The sequence below is a fragment of the Nostoc sp. GT001 genome (genome assembly GCF_030382115.1).
GTDB lineage: Bacteria > Cyanobacteriota > Cyanobacteriia > Cyanobacteriales > Nostocaceae > Nostoc.
The window spans coordinates 6,406,735-6,428,001 of the sequence record NZ_JAUDRJ010000003.1 but is presented as its reverse complement, the minus strand read 5'-3'; the positions used below and the strand labels follow the sequence as shown (position 1 = coordinate 6,428,001).

Below are 21,267 nucleotides of genomic sequence, written 5' to 3'. Positions count from 1 at the left end.
AGATTTATTGCTTTTTATGTCTATAATGTAATGGCAAACACTATTTTTTCTTACCCCCTTGCGTAAGATGGCGAGAGACAAGGCAATCAGTGTTATGGCAACAACAGCAAGAATTAGCTTTTGCCAAAAATATATTTGGATTAGGTGAGGAAGGTAAGACGTGACATCTCTGTTAAAAATTGCACAAACTGCTGATGAATCCCAGATTTCCGAATTTTTCCAAGAATCAGCGGGTAATTGGCGATCGCAACGGCGCTACTACACCCTACCCAAGGGAGAAACCAAGGAGATGGAGAGTATCGTTACGATCAATTTTCTTGAGCAGGGCTGTGATGAATTGCAAAAGCTAGCTCAGATGCACGATTTGGCTGATACGGGTAGTTTGATCTGTGGTGCAGCAGTAACATGGGAAAGTATGGATGTGCTTAAGGACAGGAAAGAGTCGCAAGGTTCAACAATATTTGGAGCTTTAGGAAATATTTTGTACCGCGATCGCGGCTTTGCTATATCTAAACCAGTCACCGCTCAGTATTATTTCTCCAACCCTAAAACAATGTGTTTGCGAACTGAGTATAACGGTTCGGTCTTTGAAGAAGAGTTAAAGCTAATTGGCAGCAAATACCGCACCAGGCAAAGCATTATCTCCCGTGCTGGTGAGCAGTTGATGATTGGTCAATATTTAGAAAAGAGAGTGGATTAGTCGATCTCGTGGGTGGGGTTCACTTGGTCTCACCCGTTTTTAAACCAGCCAGGATCTAGCTATTAACCACTTACATAACTTTTTATAACAGTTTTNNNAACTTTTACCCAGAAATTTGCTTCNNNTGTCATCATGGGAAGTGAAATGAGAATTAATTCGGCGACAGTGTTTGTTTTTAGTATTGACAGGCTTTTTCCTTTTGGTATTACAGACTTCTCTCCGAAATCTAAATCTCTACAAACNTTATGATTTTGGAGACATTTGATGTCAATTTACGTTGGTAACCTCTCCTATGATGTTACACAAGATGCGCTAAGTGCTGTATTTGCAGAATATGGTGCTGTAAAGCGTGTTCAACTACCCACTGACCGTGAAACAGGTCGTTTACGCGGTTTTGCTTTCGTGGAAATGAGTTCAGAAGATGAAGAAACGAAAGCCATTGAAGCTCTTGATGGTGCTGAATGGCTTGGTCGTGACCTCAAAGTAAATAAAGCCAAGCCCAAAGAAGACAGAAGTGGTGGTTCCTTTGGGAACCGTGGTGGTGGCGGCGGCTACAACCGCAGCAACAACCGCTATTAAGCTTAATTGAATTTAGAAAAGGCTCAGGCAGGAATGCTTGAGTCTTTTTTATGCAAAATGATCGCTACTAATGATATTTTGCGATCGCTTTAACTTTGATTTTTATGAGACGATCGCACCCTTGAGCAAGTTAATTAACGTGAGTTCGATGAACCTCTCCCTCCCAGCCTCCCTCTCCGAAACGGAAAGGGAGGAGCAACGAAAAATTAAGCTTTTTGCTCCCCTCTCCGTGTCGGAGAGGGGTTGGGGGAGAGGTCAAATAAGACTTGTCAAACTCACGTTTAATTAGGGACTTCCAAATAAAAAAATATTCAATATTGGATAATTTATTTCTTGGAGTTCCCTTAAAAAAACCCGCTGATTGGTAGGGATTCCAGCGGGGTTAAATAATACAGTTATCTTTTCAGAGAAACCAACACTAAACTTGATTACAGAGCTACTAGAAACTTTTACGACTAATAGTAACTATTTATAAGTGTTTATGAACTAGTTTTTTAGCATGATGTCTGTGATGCTTAGTGTGATGAACTTTAGCAGATTTTACGCTAGTATGATGGATAGTTTTAGCTTGAGCTTGAGATGCAAAAGCGGTTACAGGTGCAGCAAAAATTAGAGCCAAAAGTAAAGCTTTAGCGAACTTATTCACTTGAAAATCCTCATCAGGTAATCAACAATTTAACTATCCAATAGACGTATGTCATCAGTTTGTAATTGAGATGAATCTTTCATGTCTATTTTTACATTCGTCAAATATAGGATTTACTCGGTTAAGGCAAGAGATGCAATGAATCGCCGTCTCTACAATCTAGAATTTTCATCAAAAAAGCTTAATTGAATTGTATGGGCTTACGTGGAATACTTAGCTAAAAAATACTTGCTGGCATTTCAATCTTCAATGTAACAATTTGGACATCATCCAAATAACTGTAATTTGGCTATGATACTTGGGTTAATTTTGATTAGGAAATGGTGATAGACATCAATTCTTCTGATATTTCAAAGTTAGCTGTGACATTTTGCACGTCATCCAAGCCTTCTAGAGTATCAATTAACTTGAAAAGCGATCGCGCCTGATCAGGATCGGTAACTTCTACACTATTACTAGGAATCCAGCGCAATTCAGCATCAGTTACCTTAAAGCCTTGATTTTTGAGTGTCTGACTAAGGGTTTCTAAATTTCCAATATCAGTAAAAACCTCAGCCATCTCATCTTCAGTCATTTCATAAGACTGGGCACCGCCTTCGAGGGATGCTTCTAAAAGCTGTTCTTCGTCAAGTACACCCTGCACAACACAAACGCCTTTTTGTTCAAACATCCAGCTAACGCAACCTGTTTCACCAAGATTGCCACCATTTTTACTAAAAGCTACACGCAAGTCAGCAGCAGTGCGATTGCGATTATCTGTGAGGGCTTCGATTAAAATCGCTACACCACCAGGGCCATAACCTTCGTAGCGAATCGCTTCAAAAGTAGCACTATCGCCGCCAAAAGTGCCTGCACCTTTAGCGATCGCTCGTTCAATATTATCATTGGGAATACTCGCAGCCTTTGCCTTGTCAACTGCTGTACGAAGTTGAAAATTCAGTGCCGGATCTGGGACGCCGCTTCTAGCCGCAACGATAATTGCCCGCGATAACTGAGTAAAGGTTTTTCCCCTTTTTGCATCTACTACCGCTTTTTGGCGCTTAATATTTGCCCATTTACTGTGTCCTGCCATAATTTGAGATGATCGTAACTCTATTTAAGATTAGGATATACCTAGCTTTTGTCTCAATGCAAAGGTGCATTTGGTAAAACACCAACAGAATCACTCAAAGCAATCCAGCAGCACTGAGATTTGATTTTTAAATGAGATGGGGAATGATGTAGTTCAATTACTTACCGTATCCCATTTAAATAACAAAAGGTTCCAGTTCTGTGTTATGCCACTCTTGTTCAAACCGTTCAGTAATCAACGGTCTAATGATAAACTTGGGCGGGCTACCATCCAGAACATCAATCCGCACACATGAATAGGGCAGTCGGTTCTGGAAATTGTAATTATGACGGCCTACAAATAGCGTTGAATCCGCAACTTTCCGAGTGGGTTTACCTGCAATCTCAGCAAAAGTTTCCATCAATTCAGTCCCTTCTCGCCGTTGATAGCGGGGACGATGACCGCTGCCACCAGAGATAATACAGTTAATATGCGAGTCTGCAAATCCGGTGTCAGTTGTGCAAAGATGCTCCAAACAGTGAGCGTGACCGTTTAAAATCAAATCGACTATGGGACGTTCTTTAATTAGAGTACCAAGAGTTTCTGCCACTTGTTCAAATACCCAGCGCAAACGGTGACGAACTGCCAAGGTTTGGGCCTGATTCCACTTGGTAGCTTCTGTGACGTAGGGAGGATGGTGGAAAAAGATTACACGTCCACGCACTTCGGAGGTGTTCCAAGATTCGATTAGTCTGCTTCGCAACCATTCAAGTTGTTCAAAATCGATCGCAGGCATTTGATGAGATGCTAGTTGTTTTTCAATGTCGATTTTGATTTCGTTTATTTGGTCTAATTTGGCACTAAAGTCATCAAGTAGTTCGGCTTCGGTGGGTTTATCTGGGTTGAGTTTATCGCATATTCCCAAAATCTCCAATTCTTCTCGATCTATTTCCTGGCGACGCTTTTGTAATTCCCGACGGTAAATTTCTCCCTCTTGAGTTGCAGGTAAAGGTGATGGTGTATTAAAGGTATTAGAATCGAGTGCAAAAAAGTCAATCCCGCCGTAACGAAAGGTGTAATAGCGATTGGGTAAACGGGTAAACTGTCCAGGTTCATAACGCAAACAGCGCCCTGTGTCGGTCTTTGCAGTGTAGTGCCGATCTAAATGACGTTCTAACTCTTGTGGAGACATCGCTTGAGTGTAGTCCATAAATGCCCGTGCATAAGCATTACCTTGATACGATCCATGCCAGCCAATCTCGATATCTTTGTAGCGGAACAGGCGACGTAGTGACGATGTTGTGCCAGTAAATAAACGGTACATCAACGGTACATCGTAGTAATCATGATTACCAAGTACTGGCAAGAACGGCAGATTAAACACCATACGGTCATAAGGAATGCCTTTCGGGTTGTCACCATCGACAAGAAATTCCCGGTAAGGCTCAATAAAGTTTGTTGAATAATATTCTTGGGAACCCACCACATAGATTACATCGCCAGTGTGCAACACAAAGCTGCAATCATCGCGGTGAGTCAGCATCAGTTCGGCAACTTTTCGTTGGGGATGGTGTCGAGAATGAGATTTAGTGCCGGAATCGCCGATAACCATAAAGGAAAATTCTGGATTATCTTGCCTGCGATCGTCAATAACTAGACTGGTTTGGTCAATTCCCCGTTGCACAAAACTTGGATGCATCCACCGCACCCGTTCCTTCATCTTTTGAATTTTTACAGGAATCGGTGGATCGGAAATCAATTTCATGGCTGATAACTCTTGAATGCCTAATGCACACACCGATTGTAACGAAATATTTAATTGTCATTTGTGAATAACCAATGCCCAATGTCCGAATGGCACTAAGAAAAGCCGAAAGGCTTGTTTCATCTCGTTCCCAGTTTGAAGACTGGGAATGTCTTCCCAGAGGCAGAGCCTCTGAGTCAAGCTACTGGAGGCGGAGCCTCCAGGCTGGGAACCAGTTAGGGCAAAGCTTATAGCTTTTCTTAGTGCCATTCCCCCATGTAGCATATCTAATGCTCAATCCCCAATCCTACGGCAAATTTTCTCGCAGTAATGCTCGAAAGCCTGCTTGTTGAAAATGCTCATCGGCAGTTAGTGCTTCAGTGATGCCGCTATATTGCATAACAATAAAAGATACGCAATCGACAAATCCCCATTCTTTCTCTGTTCGTTCGCGATATAGCTGGAAAGCACGTTCGTAAAGTTCTTGGGAAAGGGGGACAATTTCGACTTTGGAGTCTGCTACTAGAGAATTTAATAATATGATTGCCGCCTGACGATAAGGTTGTTGGGATAAGGCATTGCCAATTTCCAACATCACCGCCTGTGTTGTCACCAAACGAGTTTCTGCTACTTGTAACATTTTAGCCAGATGTAAGGCTCGGTCATGCAAGCGATCGCTCGGTGCAGATAAGGCAATGGCAAATGATGTATCAAGAAAGACTTCAGAATGCATGAAAAGTTTATTTACTGTACAAATATTTATCTATATTGGCAGACCAGTCAGGCGGCCCTTCGAGGTTGAGCGATCGCGCCGTTTGCAAAAATGATACCGTTTCATGTTCGCTTGGCGGTAAAATTTCAATACTGATTCGCACGCGGGTATTAATTGGCAGTGCGATCGGTTCAGACGGATAGAACACTTGGCCATTAAACACAGCTGTGATTTTTTCTACCATTTTCCTTAGAAAGTTCTTCTAGTCTATCCTAAGCTGCTTGTAATGATACGGGTAGGGTAGACGACCCTATAAGTAGTGAAGATACGTATATTTGTTTTACAAATTATCTCGATTTTTCAAAATTGCCTAAATCACCAACTGAATCACACCCCACTGTCCATTTGTCAACCAAGAAGAGTCAGATTTTGCTACTTTCTCAATAACTTCTGGTTTTAAACCAACTGCTACTTCTGACTTTAGGGTGCGTAGAGCTACCATTGGCACGGGTAGGTAGCAGACTATATCTGCAATGTTGGTGCTAAAATTCCAATGGCGATCGCCTAGTAATCGGCGATAATTGGCATCTCCTTTGACTATAACCAAACTCGCATTGGCTAACTCATTTTTGAGGGAGTTGGGTATTTCCCAAAAGGCTAAAGGTGATGTCCAAAAGTAATCTTCAGATAGTACTAAACGCCCTGATGCAATATTGTTTTGCAGTCTTTGGGTAAAGGATGTAAGTTGTTGATTTCCAGTAGCGGCTAAAAAACTTATTGTGTCATGTACATCCTTAATCATGGCATCAGATACAAAAGTCGGATGTGGCTTTAAGTGTAGATAAACCCGATTAGCCAATCCGCTACTTAATAAAAAATCCACTAAAAATAAATCACAAACAAGTTCAAAACCAGCATTGTCTACAACAAAATCAATCCGTCCCCCTTGAGAATTGGTTAATAATTCCGTGACTTGGGAGGCATCATTTACTAAGATATGAGCTAGTTGGGTTTGAATATCAAAACGACTGCGATCGCTCTCGGATGCTGACCATAAACTCAAGTCAACTCGATTTCCCCACAAAGCAAAATATAACAGTGCGATTAAAGCTGTTTGATTTGATTCTCCCTTCAGTTGGGAATTATTTAACCAATTGTTAGCCCGATCGCACAATAGAATAATCGAATCTAAAGATGCTTCTAAACTTTGAGACTTTTGTAACTCAAATGGATCGACACCTTGCCAGACACCAGGGCAAAAATAATTAGTAATTTCTAGTATTAGCCGAAAAAAATAAGTTTCGGCAAAAAACCAAGGAACATCTAGCCAACGCTGACCTTTGTATAATTCTAAATATGTATTCCAGGCTGAAAAATCTACAGCAGTCTTATCAAAAAGAGGTTGCACATATCCTGCTGGCAATTCTCTAGCTAGGTTTTCTAAGCTAGTATTAATTTCAAACGAGAAATTATTTTCAGCGATAACTTTGCGAGCGATCGCAGGCATTCGTTGAGTAACTGTATACTCAGTAAAAGAACCAACTTCTGACCCCAAAAGAGACGGTGGTATGGGTAATTTGGGGATGTGGGATATATTCGCCACAAACTTTGATTTTCCTCATCTTTTCAGTTATTTTAACTCCGTATGCGACTTTCTTTCAAATTTAATCAACTCAAAAGTGGCACAAATCGCCGTCAAGACGAAAGACTGATTATTGTAGAGACGGCGATTTATCGTGTCTAGAGTTATAGGGAGACGCAAAGCTGGATTTCAGCACTCCTAAATTGTCTATTGTGAATCATTAATATCGCCAAATGATTTCATCTGTAACTCGACTGCGTTGACGTAACCTCGATCGTTCAAAACTTCCGCTGGTAACTTATTAGCCCTGATAGCAGCCTTAACCACATCTTTTGCAGTCAAGTATCCGGTTTGGTATCTGAATAACAAAGTGCCCCCACTGGGAATACCCTGCTCTCTTAAATAACCTTGATAAGCGAGAAAGGCAATATTAAAGGGTTGCAGATATTTAGTATCTGTAGGATTTTTAGGTAAAGTATTAGAGTTGACATCTGTATTTATTTGTTTACCACCATTATTGGTATTAACTGTTTGAGCGCCAGCAATTATCGGCATAAAAGCCATAGAAGTAATGATAAGTGCAGAATTGAGCAAAGTTGTGAATTTCATGATTTTATCCTTATTCAAAATTACCAAAACCCATCATGTAATAGGCAATAGAAGCAGTATCAAAAGGTTTGAGATAATTGGCATTCTTGGAATAGCTAAAGGAAGTATCAGAGTTTACGGCTGTGTTTATTGATGGAATATTGTGATTTTTGGCTTGATTAAGGCAAGTGATTTTAGGCATAGAGTTAATCCAAGCAATAATATGTGCAGATTTTAACGAGTTTGTGAATTTCATAGAGTTATCCTCAATTAGAACAAAATGCAATTGCAATCAGTATTCTCTAGTAATAGAGTCCACTTTTTTATTAATCTCAACCTTTTAGGATCGGTTCATTTGATAAGTTGATTTGTTAATTACTCAAACGGGTTAGTCAAATTCCCCCAAATTGGAGAAATTGAACATTCTGAGCAGTTTTAGTCAGAACTTAAAAGATGTAAAATATGTTAAATAAAATCTTTAGCTGACGAGCATTTCTAGAAAGTGCGTTAGCGTCGCTCACCGCAGGCATAGCTTACTCACATATTTAGATATTTTTTGCTTCGAGGCTATCAACCGAAATTTAACTTTGTTTTGGCTAATAAACTTTCCATACCAATATGCTAGAAAATCTTTATGATGTAAGCAAATGCTTTTAATTTTCAAATTGATAAATAAAAGTGATTGTAATTAATATCTAGAGGGAAATCCTGTAACTCATTGCCTCTTCATGACTTCTGAACTATTTTGGCAGCGTCACGGTTCCATAAATTCACTACAAATAAGCTGATAGTGTCAAAATGTTATATGTATAGTTTATTTACAAAGTCATTTATGCCGAAAGCAATTTGGAATGGAGTTGTTTTAGCCGAGAGTGATAATACTGTAGTTGTCGAGGGAAACCATTATTTCCCTGTTGACACCATTAACAAGCAGTACTTTACTGAAAGTAACACCCACACTACTTGTCCTTGGAAAGGTGTTGCCAGTTACTACAGTATCGAAGTTGAGGGGCAAACCAATAAAGATGCTGCTTGGTATTATCCCAGTACCAAGGAGAAGGCTAAGAATATTGAAGGTTATGTGGCCTTCTGGAAGGGTGTAAAAGTCGAGGCTTAAGAAAGGTTCCTGGAATTATTTTAGTTTCAGGTAATTAATATTATGTCCAACTAATTGCCCATTAAATAATTAGCCCGCACAAACGGGCTAATTATTTAAACTATTTCATCTACAAACTTGTTTGAATAAGTAATTATACTTTCGCCTTGCGAAATACTACTTGCTTTCTCTTCACCAGCCAAGTCAGACTACCAGCAAGTATAATACCAGCGATCGCACTTGGTTCGGGTACTGGTTTCGATAGAATAGCACCAGGGTTCAATATCAAAGTACCAGAGTTGATAGTTATGTTGCCTGCTGATCCTGAATTAATATTACCAGCAGCGATCGCACTTGTTTCAGGCACTCTTCTCAAAATCAGGTTAGAGGTTGTAAGAGTTATGTTACCTCCTGCTCCTGAATTATTATTGCTATCATCAGCGATCGCGCTTGGTTTGCGTACTGGTTTCAATATAATAAGGTCAGGGATTGTAAGAGTTATGTTACCTCCTAATCCTGAATGATTGCTACCAGCAGCGATCGCGCTTGGTTGGGGTACTGGTTTCGATATAATAGCACCGGGTCTGACTGTAAGAGCATTGGTTGTAATAGTTAGGGTGCCTGCTGCTCCTGAATTCTTGCTACCACCCTTAATATAGAGTTTATCAGTAGAGATAGTTAAATTGCCGCCGATAGTGATGCTATCGAGAGCCGCCGTCAAGGTAGCAGCTTGTACTGATTCCACTTCCATTATCATCCAACCCAGAGCAACGGTTGTGGAAATAGCTTGAGCGATAGCCTTTTTTTTATTGTTTTTTATCACCTAAAAATCCTCGGATTAATTTTTCAAAATTAAAAAAATCTCGGATATTAATCTTGTTTCTGGCAGTTTGAGGAACTCTGCTAAAAAGATTGATTTGTGCAGCGTGGTTGTCATAGCTGTGCAAATGCCATATTTGATTGGAATCTTAGCATTTTCTGTCCTGGGATTTTAGGAAGCGAGTCTATTCTCCTTAATGTTGCTGCTTAAAAAAAGGTAGTTTACTCTGCATCAATACCTTGCCAAAGTTGAGATACAGGTACAGTAGACCTCTTGCACGAATATTTGAAAGCAAGAGTTTTAAAGTTCACGCAGAATCGCAAAGCCGTAGAGAATAATGATACACTTACATGTTTGATAGTTACAATCTGATTTATGCAAGAAGTCTAATAACAGGGGTTTTCCTTGTGTAGTGCATGGCAGAAAATTGACAATATATATCTTGAGCAACAGACAGCAACTTCACAGAATCAGTCTTATCGCAAAAACGAGCGGTTGCTAGGGTGTGGCAAAATACCATAAGTAAAATGCAGGACATAGCCCATCACAGAAAGGTAAAATGTATGTTTATCGCATTGCTTCCCATCTAATGCTTAACGTGAAAGATCAGATAATAGAAAAAATGGACGCAGTTATTTATAATTCTTCAATCTAATAACTCCACATAGCGAGGCAACAACCATGCAAAATCTCACCAGAATTACCCGCAATCCAGAAGTGATGGGTGGTAAACCCTGCATTCGAGGAATACGTGTTACTGTTGGTACTATCGTTGGGTTAATGGCATCTGGACATACCAATAGCGATATTCTTAAAGCATATCCTTACCTCGAAGAAGCTGATATTTATGAGGCACTTGCCTATGCTGCATGGCGAGTTGAAGAAATTGAAGTTCCTCTAAAAAGTGCATAAAAATTTTGATTGATATGAACCTTTCCCCTGATTGGGTTGCGGTTTTTTAGAGGTACAATATTTCGTCTGTCCACTGGTCTACTATTGGCAACCCCCGTGAGAAAGATGCAATCATTATGGAGTGGGCAAGAACTAACAGTTATATCGTCTTTACTCACGATTTAGACTTTGGTACTTTGTTGGCTGCAACAGGTGCTGATACCCCCAGTGTAATTCAAGTTCGCGCTCAGGATATTTTGCCAAACAGTATCGAAAATCTAGTCATTTCAGCCCTGAATCAGTTTGAGTCGTTACTAGAGTCAGGCGCATTAGTCACTATTGACCAAGCTCAATCAAGGGTGCGTATTTTACCAATTAGACGTGAATAGCCGGGAACTTTGACTACGTTGTGAATCTGAGTTGCGTTATTAATAATATAAGACTTGTATTTATAAGTTTTGCCTAAGCTGTAGTAACTACAATATAAGCATTTGCTACAAATGAACAAGCTGTAGTAACTACAATAACCTCATATATAAGTTTTGCTTAAGCTGTAGTAACTACAATATAAGCATTTGCTGCAAATGAACAAGCTGTAGTAACTACAATAACTTCATATATAAGTTTTGTTTAAGCTGTAGTAACAACAACATAAGCGTTTGCTGCAAATGAACAAGCTGTAGTAACTACAATAACTTCATATATAAGTTTTGTTTAAGCTGTAGTAACAACAACATAAGCGTTTGCTGCAAATGAACAAGCTGTAGTAACTACAATAACTTCATTAGTAATGTCCGCTTGTGCGTTTGTAACAAATACACAAGCTGTGGTAAAGACAACAACTTTATTCTTAACGTCCGCTTCTGTGTTGGTAACGAATGCACAAGCTATTGTTACCAACGGACAAATATTTGTAACGTCGCTGCCGCAAAAGTACTTAAATTATTCTTGTGAAAAGGATTTTCTTTAAGCTTTGCATGGCACGAGTAGCAATATTATGTTGATGCCAAGCTTGATAGAAATCGGGGTAAGGCATATTCTGGGCACATTTCCAGGCTAAATCGTAGTATTCACCATTCAATTGCCGATAACCACTTAAAGCTTTGACTAACGCAATGCGATGCTGATTATCCTGTATAATTTCCCCTAAGCTTGATGCTGCCTGCCTACGAGTGTAGTCATCCACAGTAGTTGATTGCAGCAGTTGAACCAAGGCGGCGATCGCAATTTCATTGCCAGTGCCGATTTGCCCTAAGCTTTCTGCTACCTGCTTCCGAGTGAAGTCATCCACAGTAGTTGATTGCAGCAGTTGCACCAAAGCTGCGATCGCTATTTCATTGCCAGTGCCGATTTGCCCTAAGCTTGATACTGCCCGCCAACGGGTGGAATCATCCACAGTAGTTGATTGCAGCAGTTGCACCAAAGCTGCGATCGCTATTTCATTGCCAGTGCCGATTTGCCCTAAGCTTTCTGCTACCTGCTTACGAGTGAAGTCATCCACAGTAGTTGATTGCAGCAGTTGCACCAAAGCGGCGATCGCTATTTCATTGCCAGTGCCGATTTGCCCTAAGCTTTCTGCTACCTGCTTACGAGTGAAGTCATCCACAGTAGTTGATTGCAGCAGTTGCACCAAAGCGGCGATCGCTATTTCATTGCCAGTGCCGATTTGCCCTAAGCTTGATACTGCCCGCCAACGGGTGGAATCATCCACAGTAGTTGATTGCAGCAGTTGCACCAAAGCTGCGCTCGCTATTTCATTGCCAGGGTCAATTTTCCCTAAGATAGATGCTGCCTCTTTACGGGTGAAGTCATCCATAGTAGTTGATTGCAGCAGTTGCACCAAGGCAGCGATCGCTATTTCATTGCCAGTGCCGATTAGCGCTAAGTTTAATGCTGCCTGCTTACGGATGGAGTCATCCACAGTAGTTGATTGCAGCAGTTGCACTAAGGTGGCAATCACAATTTCATTGCCTGTGCCAGTGCCAATTAGCGCTAAGCTACATACTGCCACCATACGGGTGGAGTCATCCACAGTAGTTGATTGCAGCAGTTGCACCAAGGCGGCGATCGCTATTTCATTGCCTGTGCCTGTGCAAATTAGCGCTAAACTTAATGCGATCTGCCAACGGGTCTCGCCAGCCACAGTAGTTGATTGCAGCAGTTTCACCAAGGCGGCAATCGCTATTTTATTACCAGGGTCGATTTTCCCTAAGCTTTTTGCTGCCTGTATACGGGTAGAGTCAAACACAGTAATTGATTGCAACAGTTGTTCCAAAGCTGCGATCGCAATTTCATTGCCAGGGTCGATCTCCCCTAAGCTTGATGCTGCCTGTATACGGGTGGAGTCAAACACAGTAATTGATTGCAGCAGTTGCACCAAGGCGGCGATCGCTTTTGTGCGGCCCGTTTGTTGCAGTGCTGACCTAGCTTCCTCTTTGATTGGACTCGGACTATAAATTATCCACTTTAAAATTTGTGTTACTATTTCATCTGCTTTAAAATAATCTCTAAACTCTACAATTCCTGCGGCGGCTAAAAAATAGGCACGATATTTATAAAATTTTCGACATCCATATTTAAAACTAACTAAAGCATCGATAAACTGTTGCTTTTGCTGTTTGAGATTTTCTTCTTCTCGTCCCAACCAAAGTAATATTGTCTGCTTCCATTGCGCTTCAAAGATACGATAAGTTCCTTGACTGAGATTTTTAGGAACAAGGTTAAGAAAAAAATGCCAGTCATCAATTGCTATAGCAGCAAAGTACTCTTGAAATGAAGCATGAAAGAAAGCGTAAACAGGTTTTCTATTCGGATCTATCCCGACACAGTTCAACCAGCCGCGATTTAGAGCCAATTTCAGCAGCGACTTTTCGTCATCAGCATTCCCCAAAAACTGACTAACAAAATTCTCCCGCAACCGAAAACGGGTTGTTTCTTTGTCTATTGCTTCTTTAGCTAATTCGCCTAATTTGAAATTGAGTTGCTGACGCTGTTCAGATGTTGTAGCAAATTCATCTTTTTTCCACTTGTAGAAGTCATCTACAAATTGCTGATAGAGTCCCGCTTGAGTATCCGGTAATTTACCTTTTCCTGATTGCCAATTCAAACACAGCAGTGTCAACCGCAGAGGATTTTTCACTAAATCCTGAATCCGTTCCTTACCTAATTCTTTCAACGCAGTACATAACTGCTCCCCTTTTTCTCGATTAGCAGCGAACCATTTATGAATAAATTTCTCTACCTGTTGTGGATAAGAAAAATCTAAACTGCGATAGGTATCAAAATCATCAAGTGCATTAGTGCTGCCATCCCACAGATTAACCCGACAGGTCAGCACAATTCGCGCTTGAGAAATTAACCTGACTTCACGGAATTGTCGTGCAATTTCTGTGAGAGGATTACCTGAAGATGCAGACATTTCATCTAACCCATCTAGCAGCAGCCAGACATTATTTTGATTAAATAGAGCAACCAAATCATTCTTCAGTTGCTCAGTGGGTTCAGCTTTACCTGTTTTTTCAGCAACCTGAGTTAACCAAATTTCAAACAGATAAGATTTTAGTTCCTTCTGTCGCAAATCTGCTAAAGATACCCAAATGACAATCGATTGGTCAATCTCATGAGATACCCAATCAGCAATCTGCTGTAATAGTGTTGTCTTTCCTGCTCCTGGTTCGCCAATAATCGTAATTCGCTTACCTTTACTTTTAGGCGTTTTCTGCTGTTTGAGAACTTCTTCAAGAAAAGCATCATGCTCAAATGTTTTGGTGATTTCTGTCTCCTTGTACAGTTCTGAACCCTGTTCTGGAGAAATATCACCTTGAGGCTTGGATGGTTTTTTGCGCTCAACTAATCCTAGTGGTACGTAAACATCATCAACTTGCAGAGCGACTCCTTCAGTTGATGTCAGAGGATTTGTAGTCAGCTTTCGCCGTTCTGCCAGCATTTCACGGCAGATTTTACGCCAGTCATCGGGAGTTAACTTTGTCCCATCCTCCCCTTGAGACGACTGTAGTCAAAAGGTGAAGTTATTAGTTTGGTTATTTATCTGTCCTTGATTTACAACCCCAATTTTTTCTGCTAGCTGCGTCAGATTTTGAATAGTTGGCTGTTGAGACTTGAGGGTATCTTCGATTTCTTGAATTTTTTGAGTGAGTTTTGGCTCTGCTTTTGCTGCTGCTTCCACTTTTACAACAGCTTGAGCAATTTCTGAGTCTGCGTCTGCTGCTGCTTTCAGTTCTAGCACTGCTTGACCATAATCTAAACGCTGCGGTTCATTTCCGTCTACAGCACTGGTGAGTAATGGCGATTTATTCTTTTGGCGGAGCTTTTCTATTAACTTGCTACTTAGCGTCCATGTAGCATCACCAATATTTTCGCCGATTTTCTCCTGTGCTTTAGTCCAAAGTGTAGTAGCGATCGCAGTAGCAACAGCCGTCAATGTTACAGTTACCATAAATTCACTACAAATTGAGTTTATGTAGAAATTATTTCAATTGACATAAATAGTATGACGCAAAAGCTAGGCGATTACTGATATAACTCAGTTTTTTAACCCGCGCAGGTGGTCACTGAGCCTAGTCGAAGTGCGGGTTTTGTATTTCGACTCCGCTCAACACAAGTCTGTGTAGCCGCGATTTATAATCGCCAAGGCATTATAAAACAAACGGTGCGTTAGCCTTTGGCATAACGCACCATAAAAAAATATATTAAACCTAATTATTAATTATCAATTAGAAGCTGCTTTTTCTGCCACATTACGGATTATTTCCTCCAGCGTTTGGAGTAATTCTTGTTCGTTATAAGGTTTAGAAAAGTAAGCCCGCGCCCCCAATTGCATAGCTAGTTGCCGATGTTTATTGCTGCTACGAGAAGTCAGCATTGCAACTGGAATATTTTTTGTATCAACGTCTGAATTTACCTTACCTAAAAAGCCATAGCCATCAAGGCGCGGCATTTCAATATCACAAATTACTGCCTCAACCTTCAATCCACTATGAAGTTTTTCTAAGGCATCTTGACCATCTTTAGCTTGCTCTACTTGATACCCTCCTTTTTCAAGGGTCAGGGCTAAAAAGCGGCGAACATTAATCGAGTCATCTACGATTAAAATTGTGCCTTTCTGCTTAATAGATGCTGCTGACAGTTTCTCTTCATCAAATATCAGGAACGGTGTTTTTAACCTTGCTGATGGTAATTGAGTACCTCTAGGAGTCTTTTTATTTGTAGCAATCCAATACAGCAACTCATTAACATTAACTAGTGGCACGACTCGACCATCTCCGAGAATTGTGCAGTTGCTAAAGCCTTCAGGTAAAGGTATATTCCCTTCAACTTGGCGAATCGCAACTTCTTGTTCGCCCCAGCAACGATCTATTTGGATGGCTACTGGCTGATTATTACCTTTGACTACTAACACACTGTTAGTACTAATAGCTGCCGGAATTTCTAACTCTGCGCTATCGTAGCGTAGGCAATTAAACTCTAAATAACGAGTTAAGCGAATCAGTGGCAGCATGGTTCCTTGCCAATTTAAAACTTCGCTACCAGCCATTTCAAAAACTCGCTCGTCTTGAAGCAAAGATATTTCTGAAATGACATCTGTGGGAAATGCTAATAGAATTTTATTGATTTCTACCAGCAGAACTCGTGCAACGGAAAGTGTAAAGGGTAGTGATAAGGTGAAGGTAGTACCAACTCCTGGTTCCGTATCAACTTTCACATCTCCTCGAATTAGTTTGAGGTTGTTGCGAACCACATCCATACCGACACCGCGACCAGATAATGCTGTGACTTGTTCGGAGGTGGTAAACCCTGGTTCAAAAATTAGTGATAATAGTTCTTCATCACTAGCATTAGCGAGTAGAGAAGCATCTAATCCCATAGCTAAGGCGCGGGTGCGAATTTTCTCCAGAGAAATGCCCCAACCATCATCACGGATAGTGATAATGGTGCGATTGCTGCGGTGAGTAGCTGTAATTTCAATTAATCCTTGTTCTGGTTTCCCCAAAAGGCGACGCGTGGCAGAGTCTTCGATACCATGATCGAAAGCATTCCTTAATAGGTGCATTAAAGGTTCGTTTAAAGCTTCTAAAATGCTGCGTTCAATTAAAGTGTTGCCACCTTCAATTTTTAACTGAACATTTTTGCCATACTCGACATTTAAATCGCGTAAAGCTCTGGGAAAACGTTCGATTAAATCGGAAAGCGGCCGCATTCGGATGTGATTTAGCTTGGTTTGTAATTGTTTCGATGTTTTGTTTAGTTTACGAGCAATATGATCTGTATCATCTACACTGAGTTGCACATCTGTTGTGACTTCCTGTACCTGAACAATGGTTTCCATAACTTCCTGCGATCGCAGGTTTAATTCGTTATAGCGATCCATTTCTAAGGCATCAAATTCTGTGTTTGTACCTTCTACTTGGTGGCCATTTTCAGCTTGTAGATGCGCCCCATTAAACATGGTAGCTTGAGTGGAAATTTTGTCAGAAACTATACGTAATTCCTGGTTTTCGCGGTCGAGAATTTGGACTCGCTGGTTGAGGTTGCGAACGAGTTTGCGTAATCTTTCTAATTGCGAGTTTAAGCCATTTCGCTGAACAATTAGTTCGCCAAATAAATCATTAATTTGCTCTAGCTGTTTGCTAGGAACTCGAACGCTATTTTCATGAATTTCTCTTTCTTTAGCAACGGCAACTGGCTCTCCTTTACCTTCGCTCAGTTTGGCATCTGGGGGATTTTCTTCTTTAGCAAATATTGTATTGTGTTCAGTGACATTGACAGCATTTACATCATCGGCAAATTCTGCATCTACAAATGTAAAATTGGCTGCGATACCTGCGGTGGGCTGCGCCAACTCTTCATCTTTAACCCAAGTTTCTGGAGTTATCTCTGCTTGCCAAATCGCTGTTGACGCTACTTCTGTGTCGAGGACATCTGTAGGGAGAAGTTGTGGTATCACTTCTGCTGGTAATAGCGGCAGAGATTGCGTAGAACTACTCAAGTCAATTTCTGTAGGTAAGCTATCTAGCTGATTCGTCAGCACCAAAGCTTGCGATCGCCGCCATGCTTGCAATGCTAATTGGGCAATTTCGGGAATGCGATCGCTACTAACAGTTTCCAAGTGCTGCGTTACCGACTGACAAAGCTTGCTAAAAGCTGGCAACTGGAGCATTTCACCCAAACCGCCTAATTCAGCTGCCAGGATTGCAATTTCTTCATGCAATCCGGCTTGTTCGCTATCTGCCAAGATAGATTCTAGACGCTGCAAACACTCTTCTACTTCTGTGGCAAATAGCAAAGGGATAACGTCTTGCCCGTCCTCTGGGGATAGCATAGTTGAGGCATCTTCTGGGGTGGGGTCGCCCAAGCGATCGTGCAACTCATCGAAGATGGGATAACAAAAAGTTGCTAACCACTGATCTTCGACAACATTCCCTTCTGCAAGCAATTCGACAATTTGACGCAGCCAATCAACTCCAGATAGCAATAAACTTTGCAACTGAGTATCAATTTCTAAAGAATTTTTTTTAGTTTTTAAAACTTTAAAGGAATCTTCCAGACGGTGAGATAAATCACTTAGCGATTTAAATCCCATCATCCCCGCGCCACCTTTTATAGAATGAGTGGCCCGGAGTGCAGCATTGATTTTATCCAAATCGATGCGGTTACTAGTATCGATTTCCAGCAATACCCCTTCTAAGGTATTTAAGTAATCCGTTGCTTCTTCCAGAAACTGCATCTGGATTTCTAGTTCTTTGTCTTGTAGCATGGTTTTTGTCCTTAGTCATTGGTCAATCAATTTTGGATTTTAGATTTTAGATTTTTTTTCAATCCAAAATCTAAAATCTAAAATTAAAATTTGCATGGTCATTCGTCACTTGTACTGAGTTTCGACTGCGCGGAAATCGAGCGAAGTCGAGATTCAACTACCGCGTAGTCGTTGGCATAGCCTCTCGTAGAGAAGTATTCGTCACTAGCAAAGGACAAATGACAAATGACAAACTTAACTAACTTTGAAAGCCTCGACAGTCTCTTGCAACTGCTGGGAAATATCCACAGTTTGTTGCAGAGATTCAGAAACTTGGCGAGAAGAATCGCTAGTACGTTGTGATATAGCAGCGATATCTTTCATCAATTGGCTAACACTTTGTGATGTTTCAACCTGAGATGCAGTTGCAGTGGAAATCGACTGCACTAAGAAGTCAATTTGAGAAGATACATCCAAAATTTCACTCAGACTTTGTTTAGCTTCCTCCACAATTCGAGTACCTTCTACCACTTGGGTAGTACCTATTTCCATTGCTTGCACTACTTCACTGGTTTCTCGTTGGATATTTTCAACAATTTGTTCAATTTCTTGGGTTGCGGCGGCACTCCTGACTGCTAGTTCGCCGACTTCTTCAGCCACTACGGCAAAACCTTGACCTTCTTCACCCGCACGTGCTGCTTCTATACCGGCATTAATAGCAAGCAAGTTAGTTTGAATCGCTATTTGATTAATCAAAGAAACCACGCGAGAAATTTGTTGCGAAGACTCTCCCAAACGTTTCACTTTCTTAGCAGTTTCACCGACAGTTTCCCGCAAAGAGAGGATGTTTTGTACTGTCAAATCCATTGCGTGTCCACTCTTGGTAGCGGTATGAGCAGCATGGTTAGCAATGAAGGCAGTTTTTTCGGCACTTTCGGCTACAGCCTGCATAGATTGGGTCATGTGGTCAACAGCATCAAGGGTGCGATTGATTTCGGCAGCTTGAGTGAGTGCTTCTTCTGCTAGGTGGCGGATGGCTCCTTCGTTAGAGCCAATGGCACTATTTACATGGATGGCAGCTTGTTTAACTTGGGTAACAATATCCCGGAGGCTTTCGACAATGGAGTTGAAGAAGTCGGCAACAGTACCAATTTCCCCAGCGGTTACATCTGCACGCACTGTTAAATCGCCTCTGGCTGCACCTTCTACGTCGTTGAGTAGTTGTAAAAGTTGTTGTTGCAGTGTTTCGTCTGACCCACTTATAGTTACATTTCTGACTTTTTCGATTTCTTCTAATAACTTGGCTTGTTCTAAGGCATAGCCGACTTGAGTTGCTATTTGTTGAAACAAGTCAATTTCCGGCTGTTGCCAAACACGAGGAGTTTCGCAATGATGAGCAATTAATAAGCCTAAAAGTTTTTCTTGGGCAAGAATCGGTACGATTAAATGACCTTTGACAGCAAATTTTTCCAACAGTTGGATGTAACCGTCGGCATTTTTCAAGCTTTGGTCTTGATGAATATCGGCAACTGCTTGCACTTGTTCATTGTGATCGCTTTCTAGATAATGTTCCCGAAAATAAGGGTCATCAATTTGCACTCCCAGCATTTCCGGCCAATTACCAGTTAACGATTCCGCAACGACAGCGCCAGTCAAAGTACCTGGATTCAGACTATAAATGATTACCCGGTCTGTTTTGAGAATTCGCTGAACTTCTTTGACTGCGGCGTGATAAATATCTTCAGTTTTAAGAACTTTCCGAATCCGTAGGGTAATATCTGCTAGTAATTTTGTCCCTTCAACGTCTACTTCCTGTTGCTGTTCTTTAACTAAGACCTGCAATTGTTCGGCCATCAGGTTGATATTTGCACTCAATACCCCTAATTCGTCTTCTCTTTCAATTTCCAGACGGGTATTAAATTTACCTTGACCTAGTTTTGCTAATGCCGCAGTTGCATTGAGAATTGGTAGTGTAGTCAGTTTAGCTAACCGAGATGCGATCGCACCTACAATCAATGCTGTTACTGCTGTACCGATGGCTATAATCCACAACAATTGTCTTTGCGGCTCAAATACAGTTGCGGTATCTGTAGCTAAAAGTACCTGCCAATTTAGATCGGGTAAGCCATCGATCGTACTAGCTGGTACATAGCTAACTAGTTCTTGTTTTTTGTGAGTTTTCGGAACTTCTATAAAACTATTTACCTTTTTAGCTGCTAACAGTTTAGGTAAATTAGAATACTCTGCCTTAGCCTCTTTCCCCAATAATTCCTTTTGGGGACTCAAGAAAACGGTTCCTGAAGCATCGAGTAAATAATATTGTTGTCCGTTGGCTGCGTAGTTTTTGGTAACTTCCTCTAAAGATTTTACGGGCATACGTGCTTGTACGACGCCAATAGTTTGACCCGTTCTTGTCTCTTTCACAGGTGCAGCTAGATAAATACTCACGACACCAGTATTTTTTGCTGCTTCCGGTTTGCTGATGAGAGGAGTTTCTTTTTGTAAAGCGTCTTGAAAAAAGGTACGGTCTTTTTGATTTTCCAGGGGTTCGCCTGTAGACTGGACAATCAAATTACCTTGGCGATCGAAAACAGCAATACTGTCATAGGCTTTGTAGGCTTCGACAACCCGATCTAAGACTGCTTGCTTTTCTTGAGTACTAATACTAGCTTGAGAATTTGTCAAAAATAGCAAGTTTGATATTACCTGAATATCACCGTAGCGTCCCAGCATGAAGCGGTTAACTTTATCACTCAAGCCAGTGGCTTCGGCTTGTTGAGATTGGGTAATTTGCTTAGTAATGGATTTGTTGGCAAAACCAAAAGCGATCGCACCGATGCCCAAAACTGGTATTGTACCGATTGCGATCGCTAAAATAGTCGCTTTCTTAACCAATCCCAGTCTGGTAAAATAGGCAATCCCCTGATTCCAAGAAGAATTATTAGCATTTTCAGTAGTCAGCTTATTTGGTAGCTTTACTACAGTTCCAATGGCTTTTTGAGATGAAATCAGCGATGCTCGATTTTGAGCGCTATTACCTTGATTCGTGTTAGTTTTATTAAACATAAAAGTAGTTCTCCTAAGTATGTGAATAAGAACACTAAA

The 21,267-nt window shown here is 41.0% G+C and carries 18 protein-coding genes; 5 read left to right on the top strand and 13 right to left on the bottom strand.

The window, feature by feature from the left end; all coding sequences use genetic code 11:
• The first annotated feature begins 160 nt into the window (after positions 1-160).
• Positions 161-700 (top strand): phycobiliprotein lyase, encoded by a 540-nt coding sequence (locus QUD05_RS30020; RefSeq protein WP_289799256.1) that lies wholly within the window; start codon positions 161-163, stop codon positions 698-700.
• A gap of 264 nt (positions 701-964) precedes the next feature.
• Positions 965-1,279, top strand: a complete 315-nt coding sequence (gene rbp / locus QUD05_RS30015; RefSeq protein WP_289799255.1) for an RNA-binding regulator — start codon at positions 965-967, stop codon at positions 1,277-1,279.
• Between the two features lie 469 nt (positions 1,280-1,748).
• Here rbp and QUD05_RS30010 read toward each other — a convergent pair whose 3' ends face one another.
• The 8 genes from QUD05_RS30010 to QUD05_RS29975 form a co-directional block, all read right to left on the bottom strand.
• The gene (locus QUD05_RS30010) at positions 1,749-1,925 is read right to left on the bottom strand and encodes a hypothetical protein (protein ID WP_289799254.1); all 177 of its coding nucleotides are present in this window, start codon (positions 1,923-1,925) and stop codon (positions 1,749-1,751) included.
• Between the two features lie 313 nt (positions 1,926-2,238).
• Positions 2,239-2,997, bottom strand: a complete 759-nt coding sequence (locus QUD05_RS30005; protein WP_289799253.1) for a YebC/PmpR family DNA-binding transcriptional regulator — start codon at positions 2,995-2,997, stop codon at positions 2,239-2,241.
• Positions 2,998-3,172: 175 nt separating this feature from the next.
• Complete coding sequence (locus tag QUD05_RS30000; RefSeq protein ID WP_289799252.1) at positions 3,173-4,741, bottom strand: metallophosphoesterase family protein; 1,569 nt, start codon at positions 4,739-4,741, stop codon at positions 3,173-3,175.
• A 286-nt stretch (positions 4,742-5,027) separates the two neighbouring features.
• Entirely contained in the window at positions 5,028-5,453 is a 426-nt protein-coding gene (locus tag QUD05_RS29995; protein WP_289799251.1) for a type II toxin-antitoxin system VapC family toxin, read from the bottom strand.
• A 7-nt stretch (positions 5,454-5,460) separates the two neighbouring features.
• Entirely contained in the window at positions 5,461-5,676 is a 216-nt protein-coding gene (locus QUD05_RS29990) for a hypothetical protein (RefSeq protein WP_289799250.1), read from the bottom strand.
• A 126-nt stretch (positions 5,677-5,802) separates the two neighbouring features.
• A complete protein-coding gene (locus QUD05_RS29985) occupies positions 5,803-7,035 on the bottom strand; it encodes a damage-control phosphatase ARMT1 family protein (RefSeq protein WP_289799249.1) in 1,233 nt (410 codons plus the stop codon).
• Between the two features lie 186 nt (positions 7,036-7,221).
• Positions 7,222-7,623 carry a hypothetical protein gene (locus QUD05_RS29980; RefSeq protein WP_289799248.1) on the bottom strand — a complete coding sequence of 134 codons (402 nt, stop codon included), beginning with the start codon at positions 7,621-7,623 and terminating at the stop codon, positions 7,222-7,224.
• A gap of 10 nt (positions 7,624-7,633) precedes the next feature.
• Positions 7,634-7,858, bottom strand: a complete 225-nt coding sequence (locus QUD05_RS29975) for a hypothetical protein (RefSeq protein ID WP_289799247.1) — start codon at positions 7,856-7,858, stop codon at positions 7,634-7,636.
• Positions 7,859-8,434: 576 nt separating this feature from the next.
• Between QUD05_RS29975 and QUD05_RS29970 the strand changes: the two genes are divergently transcribed.
• A complete protein-coding gene (locus QUD05_RS29970; RefSeq protein ID WP_289799246.1) occupies positions 8,435-8,719 on the top strand; it encodes a DUF427 domain-containing protein in 285 nt (94 codons plus the stop codon).
• 133 nt (positions 8,720-8,852) lie between these two features.
• Here the strand turns inward: QUD05_RS29970 and QUD05_RS29965 are convergent, their stop codons facing one another.
• Entirely contained in the window at positions 8,853-9,521 is a 669-nt protein-coding gene (locus tag QUD05_RS29965) for a PEP-CTERM sorting domain-containing protein (protein ID WP_289799245.1), read from the bottom strand.
• A gap of 678 nt (positions 9,522-10,199) precedes the next feature.
• Here QUD05_RS29965 and QUD05_RS29960 point away from each other — a divergent pair.
• Together QUD05_RS29960 and QUD05_RS29955 are read left to right on the top strand one after the other, a co-directional pair.
• Positions 10,200-10,430, top strand: a complete 231-nt coding sequence (locus tag QUD05_RS29960; protein ID WP_289799244.1) for a DUF433 domain-containing protein — start codon at positions 10,200-10,202, stop codon at positions 10,428-10,430.
• Positions 10,431-10,489: 59 nt separating this feature from the next.
• Positions 10,490-10,798, top strand: a complete 309-nt coding sequence (locus QUD05_RS29955; protein ID WP_289800115.1) for a DUF5615 family PIN-like protein — start codon at positions 10,490-10,492, stop codon at positions 10,796-10,798.
• A gap of 548 nt (positions 10,799-11,346) precedes the next feature.
• Here the strand turns inward: QUD05_RS29955 and QUD05_RS29950 are convergent.
• From QUD05_RS29950 to QUD05_RS29935, 4 genes are all read right to left on the bottom strand, one after another.
• A complete protein-coding gene (locus QUD05_RS29950) occupies positions 11,347-14,355 on the bottom strand; it encodes a HEAT repeat domain-containing protein (protein WP_289799243.1) in 3,009 nt (1,002 codons plus the stop codon).
• A gap of 69 nt (positions 14,356-14,424) precedes the next feature.
• On the bottom strand, positions 14,425-14,865 hold the full coding sequence (locus tag QUD05_RS29945; RefSeq protein ID WP_289799242.1) for a hypothetical protein: 441 nt from the start codon (positions 14,863-14,865) through the stop codon (positions 14,425-14,427).
• Positions 14,866-15,138: 273 nt separating this feature from the next.
• Entirely contained in the window at positions 15,139-18,183 is a 3,045-nt protein-coding gene (locus QUD05_RS29940) for a hybrid sensor histidine kinase/response regulator (protein ID WP_289799241.1), read from the bottom strand.
• A 234-nt stretch (positions 18,184-18,417) separates the two neighbouring features.
• Positions 18,418-21,228: a methyl-accepting chemotaxis protein gene (locus QUD05_RS29935; RefSeq protein ID WP_289799240.1), complete on the bottom strand. Its 2,811-nt coding sequence runs from the start codon at positions 21,226-21,228 to the stop codon at positions 18,418-18,420.
• Between the last annotated feature and the right edge of the window lie 39 nt (positions 21,229-21,267).